Source organism: Azospirillum isscasi, assembly GCF_030849505.1.
Lineage (GTDB): Bacteria > Pseudomonadota > Alphaproteobacteria > Azospirillales > Azospirillaceae > Azospirillum > Azospirillum isscasi.
In genome coordinates this window covers 1-8,311 of the sequence record NZ_JAUJFI010000207.1, presented here as the reverse complement: position 1 = coordinate 8,311, position 8,311 = coordinate 1, and the positions used below count along the sequence as shown (strand labels likewise).

The 8,311-nt window shown below is 70.8% G+C and carries 8 protein-coding genes; 5 read left to right on the top strand and 3 right to left on the bottom strand.

Annotated features, from left to right (window positions below; translation table 11 throughout):
• Both QSG27_RS25915 and QSG27_RS25910 read left to right on the top strand, forming a co-directional pair.
• Positions 1–210: restriction system modified-DNA reader domain-containing protein (locus QSG27_RS25915; RefSeq protein ID WP_456062074.1), on the top strand; the 210-nt coding region annotated here is incomplete at its 5' end.
• Positions 211–351: 141 nt separating this feature from the next.
• Positions 352–735: a dihydroneopterin aldolase gene (locus tag QSG27_RS25910; protein ID WP_306711276.1), complete on the top strand. Its 384-nt coding sequence runs from the start codon at positions 352–354 to the stop codon at positions 733–735.
• Between the two features lie 19 nt (positions 736–754).
• On the opposite strand, the gene QSG27_RS25905 is transcribed toward QSG27_RS25910, so the two are convergent.
• From QSG27_RS25905 to mutY, 3 genes are all read right to left on the bottom strand, one after another.
• A complete protein-coding gene (locus QSG27_RS25905; protein WP_306711274.1) occupies positions 755–3,214 on the bottom strand; it encodes a sensor histidine kinase in 2,460 nt (819 codons plus the stop codon).
• A gap of 158 nt (positions 3,215–3,372) precedes the next feature.
• The gene (locus tag QSG27_RS25900; RefSeq protein ID WP_306711273.1) at positions 3,373–4,125 is read right to left on the bottom strand and encodes a DUF1194 domain-containing protein; all 753 of its coding nucleotides are present in this window, start codon (positions 4,123–4,125) and stop codon (positions 3,373–3,375) included.
• A 22-nt stretch (positions 4,126–4,147) separates the two neighbouring features.
• Complete coding sequence (mutY, locus tag QSG27_RS25895) at positions 4,148–5,218, bottom strand: A/G-specific adenine glycosylase (protein ID WP_306711271.1); 1,071 nt, start codon at positions 5,216–5,218, stop codon at positions 4,148–4,150.
• Between the two features lie 114 nt (positions 5,219–5,332).
• On the opposite strand from mutY, the gene QSG27_RS25890 reads away from it, so the two are divergent.
• From QSG27_RS25890 to QSG27_RS25880, 3 genes are all read left to right on the top strand, one after another.
• Positions 5,333–5,812 carry a DUF721 domain-containing protein gene (locus QSG27_RS25890; protein ID WP_306711269.1) on the top strand — a complete coding sequence of 160 codons (480 nt, stop codon included), beginning with the start codon at positions 5,333–5,335 and terminating at the stop codon, positions 5,810–5,812.
• A gap of 96 nt (positions 5,813–5,908) precedes the next feature.
• Complete coding sequence (locus tag QSG27_RS25885; RefSeq protein WP_306711267.1) at positions 5,909–6,592, top strand: DsbA family protein; 684 nt, start codon at positions 5,909–5,911, stop codon at positions 6,590–6,592.
• A 25-nt stretch (positions 6,593–6,617) separates the two neighbouring features.
• The coding region (locus QSG27_RS25880) for a chromosome segregation SMC family protein (protein ID WP_306711265.1) at positions 6,618–8,311 on the top strand (1,694 nt) is incomplete at its 3' end.

Here is an 8,311-nt window from a genome sequence, read left to right as displayed (position 1 = left end):
CGCCGCGTCGCCGCCCGCGTGCGCGCCGACGGCACGCTGATCGGGGCCGGCCCGCGCGGCGAGCATCGCGGCTCCATCCATCAGGTGGGCGCCGCCATGGCCGGGCTTCCGGCCTGCAACGGCTGGACCTTCTGGCACTATGAGGATGGCGGCGACCTGCGCCCCATCGACGTGCTGCGCGAGCGCATCCGCTCCGAAGCCGCCGCCTGACTCGGGGCCTGACTCGGGGCCTGACCGGCCCGGGGCGGCCTCCGGCGCCGCCCCGTCCCCCGCGTTCGGCATTGGAGCCTTCCATCAATCGCCGCCTGCATGCCTTGGCAGGACAAGGACGGCGTGATAGGCGTGTGCGCCATGAACAAGCTCTTCGCCACCGTCACCGCTCCGGCGCCCCGTTCGGCCCCGGTCGCGCTGTCCACCCGTTGTTTCGTGCGCGATCTGGTCATGGACGCGCTGATCGGCGTCTATGCCCACGAACGGATCAAGCCGCAGCGCATCCGTCTGAACCTCGATTTCGAGGTCGCCGCGCCCGGCGTCACCGGCGAGGACATGGCGGCGGTGGTGAAGGGTCTGGTCAGCCAGGGCCACGTCACCCTGATCGAAACGCTGGCCGAACGCATCGCCGAGCGCTGCCTGTCCGACGAGCGGATCGCCGCCGTCACCGTGCGGGTGGAGAAGCTGGATGTGTTCCCGGACGCCGCCAGCGTCGGCGTCGAGATCGAACGCGCCAGATCCTGACGTCGCGGCCTGAGTTCCCTCAGGCAGGTTCCGCCACGGGCACCGCGACGCGGCCCGCCGTGACGGCGGGCGGCGCCATGGGCGCTGCGGCCAGCGGCAGATGGATGGTGAAGCGGCAGCCGGCCCCCGGTTGCGAGGCCACGGCGATGCGCCCGCCCAGCGTCCCCGTGACGATGTTGTAGACGATGTGCAGGCCGAGCCCGCTGCCGCCTTCGGCGCGGCGCGTGGTGAAGAAGGGCTCGAAAATCCGCTCGATGTGCTCCGGCGGAATGCCGCGGCCGTCGTCGGCGAAATCCAGGACGACGGCGGACGCCTCGGCGGGCGGGCCGTCGGCCCGCACCGTGATCGCCATGGTGCCCGGCAAGTCGGGCCGGAAGGCGTGCAGCAGCGCGTTGATGACCAGATTCGACACGACCTGCGACAGGGCGCCCGGATAGCTGTCCATGACCAGCCCGTCCGGGCAATCCAGCGTCACCCGGTGGCCGGTGCGCTTCAGTTGCGGGGTCAGGCTGCCCAGCACCCCGTCCAGATAGCCGCGCAGGTCGAAGGGCCGCCGCGCTTCGGACGTCTGGTCCACGGCCACCTGCTTGAAGCTCTGCACCAGCGTGCAGGCGCGCTCCAGATTGCCGAGGATCATGTCCGCCCCTTCCTCGATCCGGTCCACGAACTCCTCCAGGTCGCGGCGGCGCAGGTTCCCGTTCGCGACCCCGGCCTTGAACTGGCGCGCCTGCTCCGCAAGATAGCTGGAGGCGGTCACGCCGATGCCGACCGGCGTGTTGATCTCGTGCGCCACCCCGGCGACCAGCGCGCCCAGCGAGGCCAGCTTCTCCGCCTGGACGAGACTCTTTTGGGTCTGCTGGAGGTCGTGCAGAGCGCGTTCCGCTTCCTCCTTCGCGGCGACCAGGGCCTTCTCGGCGTATTTGCGGGCCGAGATGTCGTGCAGCGCCAGGAACATCGATTCCTCGCCGTCGTAATCCATCGCCATGGCTGACAGGACGCCCCAGAAGGGACGCCCCTCCGCCGTTCTCAGCCGCATCTCGACCTCGGGCAGCCGCCCGCGGCGGAACACATCTCCGGCAAAGCCGTCCCAGTCGACCCCCTTCGTCAGGAAATCCGGCACCGCGCGATCCAGCACGGCGAAGAGGGGGGTTTCCAGCAGATCGGCGGTGGCAGCGTTGGCGAACAGGATGCGCCCGTCGATGCGCCGCGCGATGACGATCGGAAAGGGCGAAGACTGCAAAATGGTGTTCAGCCGCCCCTCGCTCGCCCGCAGGGCCGCGGTCTGGCGGTGCAGGGCGGCCATCGTCCCGGCGAACCGCTCCACCGCCTCCCCGATGCGGTCGAACTCCTCCAGCGAGGCGGGCGGCAGCGCCACCGGACGCGGGTCCCGCTGCAAAGCGTGCAGCGTGTCGCTGACGCGCAGGACCGGCACCACCACATGACGGCGCAGCAGGGCCATCACGATCCCCAGCAGCAGGACGGCCGCGGCGATCCCGCCGACCCAGGTCCACAGCCCGCGCCAGCCGTCCGCGACGATGCGATCGGTCATGTCCAGCGTGGCGGCGGCGGCGTCGCCGGACAGGCTGTCGGCCAGGGTCTTCAACTGGCGATAGGCGAAATCGCCGTCCTGCCGGACCTGCGCCAACACGGTCAGGCGCCCCCGGTGCAGGTCGGTCACCGTGCGCGCCGCCACGAAGCGGTCGAGAACGGCGGCGAGGCGGTTGGGTTGAGCCGCCGGCCCCGTCCTCATCGTGGACAGGCTGCCCAGCAGGGCCTGCTGGTTGCGCAGCAGCCCCAGGATCTCGATGTCCACCAGGGCGAGTTGCTCCGCCGTCTCGGTGGCCGCCACCTGCCCGTAAAGCCGGCGCAGATGGTACAGGTTGCTGAGAAAGGCGTAGTCCTGGACCGCCTTGTCCGGCTCAGCCAGCAGCGAGGTGGCGAGTTCCAGCGCGTCGTCCACCCCGGCCAACTGCTCGCGGATGCTGGCGGACAGCGCGTCGATCAGGTCGGCGCGGTGGTTGCTGCGCCTCACGGCGCTCAGCGCGCGGTCCAGCTTGTCCAGGACGGCGACGTCCACCACCAGGGCGAACTGGCCGGCCAGCGCCTCCGCCTCGTCCAGGGCGGCGGCGCGGCGGGCGCGGTCGCGGCTGTTCAGGATCACTTCGGCCAAGCGGCTCAACTGCGCGGCGGTCAGGGCGTCGCGCTGCTGGGCGCCGATGCGTGGCACGGTGACGTTGCGCGCCTCCTCCGCAATGCCGACGATGCCGAGGAAGGCCGAACCGACCACCGCCGTCAGGGTCGCCAGCACCAGGGCGACGACGACGGCCAGCACCACCGCCACGGCCTGCAGGCTGGGTTTCCGCCCGGGGCGGAACGTCCCGTCGTCGGCCACGGCTTTCACGGCCACCGCCGCGCCGGCCGCCGCCACGATGTCCGCTACCGCGATGTCGCCCGGCTCAACCGGCCTCCGATCGTCCATTCCACCGTCCCAGCGCACCGTGCAGGACATGCCCTGCCCGCGAAAACATCCCCATGGATATCCGGACGCACACCTGTGCACGCTGTGGTAAAGTAGCCCGATCCGCGCTCCTTCCTCCAGGCGATTTTCCAAAAACCGGAGCGGCTTAGCACCGCAGGTCAAAGATTGGCGGCGGCGATAACCGAGCGCGGCGCCGGAGCCGTAGCGATTTCCTGGATCAGCTTCTGCCGGAGCGCTTCGACGAAACTGCCGCGGTCCATCGCCGTCTTCACGAAGCAATTCACGCCGCCCACGACGTTTTCCCGGTAATACTCTTCCAGCCAGGGAAACTCGTCCAGAATGGCCAGGGCGTTGATGGTGATCCCCCGACGCTCGGCACGGTCGCGGGCGCCCGCGGGGTCCGGGCCGCTGTTGGAAAAGCCGTTCGACACGATGTCGATGACCTTGCGCGGCGCGTCGAAGCCGTTGCCGGCGAACAGCTTGACCGACTCCTCGATGGCGTTGCCCAGCGCCGTGGAGTCCCCCTGGAAGCCGCGCGGCGCCTTGTCGATCCGGTTTGCGAAGGCGGCGACCTCCTCCGCGCTGGTCAGGGCGGTCCAGGGCACGAGCACGCGCAGGCTGTGCGGGCCGGAGAAGACCACCAGGGTCGCCGCCATGCCGCCCATCGTCACCGCGTCGCTCACGTCCGGATCGCGGAAAGCCGCGGCGTGGCCCTGCAACTGGAACTCCAGGTCCCCATCGGTGATGGAGGCGGAGCCGTCCAGAGCCAGCACCAGTTCCAGCGCCACCCGGCGTCCAGCGGGTGCGGAGGGCTTCGCCTTTGCCTTCGCCCCCGGTTCCGCCCGCAGGGGTCCGGCAAGCCACGCGCCGGCCAGGAAGGCCGGCAGGGCCAGGATCGTCCGCCGCCTCATGATGCTCCGTCCCGCCTTTCCTCTATGCGTGGGCCAGCGCGTGGCGCACCACTTTCATCATGACGGAGGGAAGGGCCTGCCCACCCAGCCGGTCCACCGGAACCCACAGCCCCTCGGCCTTCCGCCAGCCGTCGCCGGCCCTGGCCGCGACCACCCCAAGTTCGAGGTGAAAATGGCTGAAAGTATGGCGGACCACACCCGGCAGGCTGCGCCAGGGAAGATCCAGAGGCGCCGACTCTGCAATCTCGGCATCGCCCGGCGCGTGGCCGGCCCAGGGGGTGGAGGGCACCTCGGTCATGCCGCCCAGCAGCCCGTCCTCCGCCCGGCGGCGCAGCAGCACGGCCCCGTCCGGGTTCAGCAGCCAGAAGGCGACGCCGCGCCGGGTCGGCTTGTCCGCCTTGGCGGCCTTGCGGGGAAGCTGCTCCTGGACGCCGGCGGCGCGGGCGGCGCACCAGTCCGACCAGGGGCAGAGCATGCATTTCGGCTTGCGCGGCGTGCAGACGGTGGCGCCGAGATCCATCATCGCCTGGGCGTAGTCGCCGGGCCGCTCGTCCGGCGTCAGGATGGCGGCCAGCGCCCGCAGCTTCGGCTTCACGCCGGGCAGCGGGTCCTCCACCGCGAAGACGCGGGAGATCACCCGCTCCACGTTGCCGTCCACCACCGTCGCCTTGCGGCCGAAGGCGATGGCGGTGATCGCCGCCGCGGTGTAGGCGCCGATCCCCGGCAGGTCCAGCAGGGCCGCCTCCTTGTCCGGAAAGCACCCCGCCCGCTCCGCCGCCACCGCCTGCGCGCATTTGTGCAGGTTGCGCGCCCGCGCGTAGTAGCCGAGACCCGCCCAGGCCACCAGCACGTCGTCCAGCGGCGCCGCAGCCAGATCCCGCACCGTCGGCCAGCGTTCGGTGAAGGCCCGGAAATAGGGGGCCGCGGCGGGCACCGTGGTCTGTTGCAGCATGATCTCCGACAGCCAGACCCGGTAGGGATCGGCCACCTCCCCCGGCTTGGCGCGCCAGGGCAGATCACGGCGGTTGCGGTCGTACCAGAAGAGAAGGCGCGGGGCGGCGTCTTCGGGGGCGGCATGGGGAGGCGTCGTCATGGCGGCAAGAGATAGGGCGGACAGGCCCGCCGATAAAGGGCCGCCGCCGGGGGCGCTGGCGAAATCCCGCCCGCTTGCGCTAGGGTGCGCGGACCATCACCAGGAAACCCTTTCATGAACGGACCGCGGCGAATCGGCCAGACCGTCCCCGAGGTGGCCGGCAAGGCCCTGGGCAAGCGCGGGCTGGCCTTCGGCTCGCTCATCAACGACTGGCCGTCCATCGTCGGCCACCAGTTGAGCCTGCGCACCGCCCCCGACAAGCTGAGCTTCCCCCGCGGCAAGCGGGAGGACGCCGTCCTGCACATCCGCGCCATGGGCGCCATCGCGCTGGAGCTTCAGCATCTGGAACCGCAGATCGTGGAGCGGATCAACAGCTTCTTCGGTTACCGCGCGGTGGCGAAGATCAAGCTGATCCACGCCGCCCCGCTGTCCATGCCGAAACCGGTGGTGCGCCCGCGCGACCTGACCATGGACGAGGAGCTGTCGGTGATGACCACCGCCGCCACGGTGGAGGACGAGGAATTGCGGGCCACGCTGGAACGGTTCGGGCGGTCGCTGCTGGCCCGCCCGCGTCCGGCCCCGCGCCGGCGGTGATTCCCCTGGCGGAGGCAAGCCCGGACTGGGCCATACTCTTGCCGCAAAAGGGGTGTTTCGGTTATACCATCAACATCTGGTAGGGATGAGGCCAAAGTGAACCGCAACCTTTTGGGCATCACCGCGGTGATCGCGGTCGGCATGACGCTGATCATCGGGCTCGCCGTCGTCGGCTCCCGTCCGTCGAACGGGCAGACTTTGCCGGTGCAGACGGCCCCCGTGCAGACGGCGCAGGCTCCGGCGCCCTCCACCGCCGACCTGCTGGCCGACCGGGTGCTCGGCAAGCCCGACGCACCGGTGACGATCCTCGACTATTCGTCGATGACCTGCCCGCACTGCGCCACCTTCCACACCGAAATCCTGCCGAAGATCAAGGAAGCCTACATCGACACCGGCAAGGCGAAGCTGATCTTCCGCGACTTCCCCTTCGATCAGGCGGCGCTGCGCGCCTCCATGCTGGCCCGCTGCGCCCCGGCGGAGCGCTACTACCCGCTGCTCGACGTGCTGTTCAAGAGCCAGGGCCAGTGGAGCCGCGCCGCCGATCCGGCCAAGGCGCTGGCCCAGTACGGCAAGCTCGCCGGCATGAGCGAGCAGACCATCAACGCCTGCCTCGCCAACCAGGCGCTGGCCGACGGCATCCTGCAAAGCCGTCTGGTCGGCCAGGACAAGTACAAGGTTGAGGCCACCCCGACCTTCGTCATCAACGAGGGTGCGGCCACCATCAGCGGCGCCCAGCCGTTCGAAACCTTCGCCGCCGCCATCGACAAGCTGGTGAAGTAAGGACCGGGCAGAAGGCTTCGTTCCCGTGCACTTCACGCGCCTCCGCCTGTCCGGCTTCAAGTCGTTCGTCGACGCCACCGATCTGGTGATCGAGCCGGGCATGACCGGCATCGTCGGCCCCAACGGCTGCGGCAAGTCGAATCTGGTGGAGGCGCTGCGCTGGGTGATGGGGGAAACCTCCGCCAAGAAGATGCGCGGCGACGACATGGACGACGTCATCTTCGGTGGAACGGCCAACCGTCCGGCGCGCAATCTGGGCGAAGTCGCCCTTCTCATCGACAACCGCACGCGCACCGCCCCCGCCGGCTTCAACGAGCACGACGAGCTGGAGGTGACGCGGCGGATCGAGCGCGGCAACGGCTCCGACTACCGCATCAACGGCAAGCTGGTGCGCGCCCGCGACGTCCAGCTCCTCTTCGCCGACAACGCCTCGGGCGCCCACTCCCCGGCGCTGGTCAGCCAGGGCAAGGTCGGCCAGATCATCAACGCCAAGCCGCAGGACCGCCGCATGCTGCTGGAGGAGGCGGCGGGCATCACCGGCCTGCACTCCCGCCGGCACGAGGCGGAACTGCGGCTGCGGGCGGCGGAAACCAACCTCATGCGCCTCGACGACGTGATCGGGGCCATGGACACCCAGCTTCAGAGTTTGAAGAAGCAGGCGCGTCAGGCCGCCCGCTACCGCAACCTGTCCGAACAGATCCGCAAGGCCGAGGCGGTGCTCTGGCACCTGCGCTGGATCGCCCATGAAGGCGAGCTGGCGCGCGCCCGCGACGCCTTCGCCAAGGCCGAGGGCGCGGTGCGCGACCTGATGCTGGCGGTCACCCGGCTGACCACCCGCCGCACCGAGGACGCCGCCGGACTGCCGGAAAAGCGTCAGGCCGAGGCCGCCGCCGCCGCCGCCCTGCAACGGCTGGTCATCGCCAGGGAGCAGCTCGACGCCGAGGAGAAGCGCGTCGCCGAGCAGCAGCGCGCCCTGCTGTCCCGCCTTCAGCAGATCGCCGGCGACCTTGGCCGCGAGGAGGCGCTGGCCGCCGACGCCGGGGACGCGCTGGCCCGGCTGGAGGCCGAACGCGACCGCCTGCTGGAAGCCCAGGCCGACGAGGAGATGCTGGAGGAGGCCGCGCGGGAGGCTCTGGCCGACGCGCGGGAGGCGGTGGACGCGCTCGACCGCGAGCTGACCCGCCTGACCGAACAGACCGCCTCCGACGAGGCCCGCCGCGCCGCCACCCAGCGGCAGGTCGCCGATTTCGAAACGCGGGCATCCGGGCTGGCCAAGCGCCTTGCCGAGCAGCAGGCCCAGCGCGACGCCCTGGAACGCGAGATCGCCGCCCGCGCCGACGTGGCGGAATCCGAACTGGCCGTCGAGCTGGCCGAACAGCGGCTGGAGGACGCCCGCGAGGCCGCCGAACAGGCCGAACGCGCCAAATCCGACGCCGAACCCGCCCAGGCCCGCGCCCGCGAGGCGCTGCAAGCCGCCGAATCCGCCCGCGCCAAGCTGAAGGCGGAGGAAAAGGCGCTGGCCGAACTGCTGTCCGCCGGGGCGGGCGACCTGTTCCCGCCGCTGGTGGACGCGGTGACCGTCGCTCCCGGCTATGAGGGCGCCCTGGCCGCGGCGCTGGGCGACGCGCTGACCGCCCCGCTGGACGAGGCCGCCCCGGTCCACTGGCGCGCCCTGCCGCCTTATCCCTCCGCCGCTGCCCTGCCCGCCGGGGTCGAGCC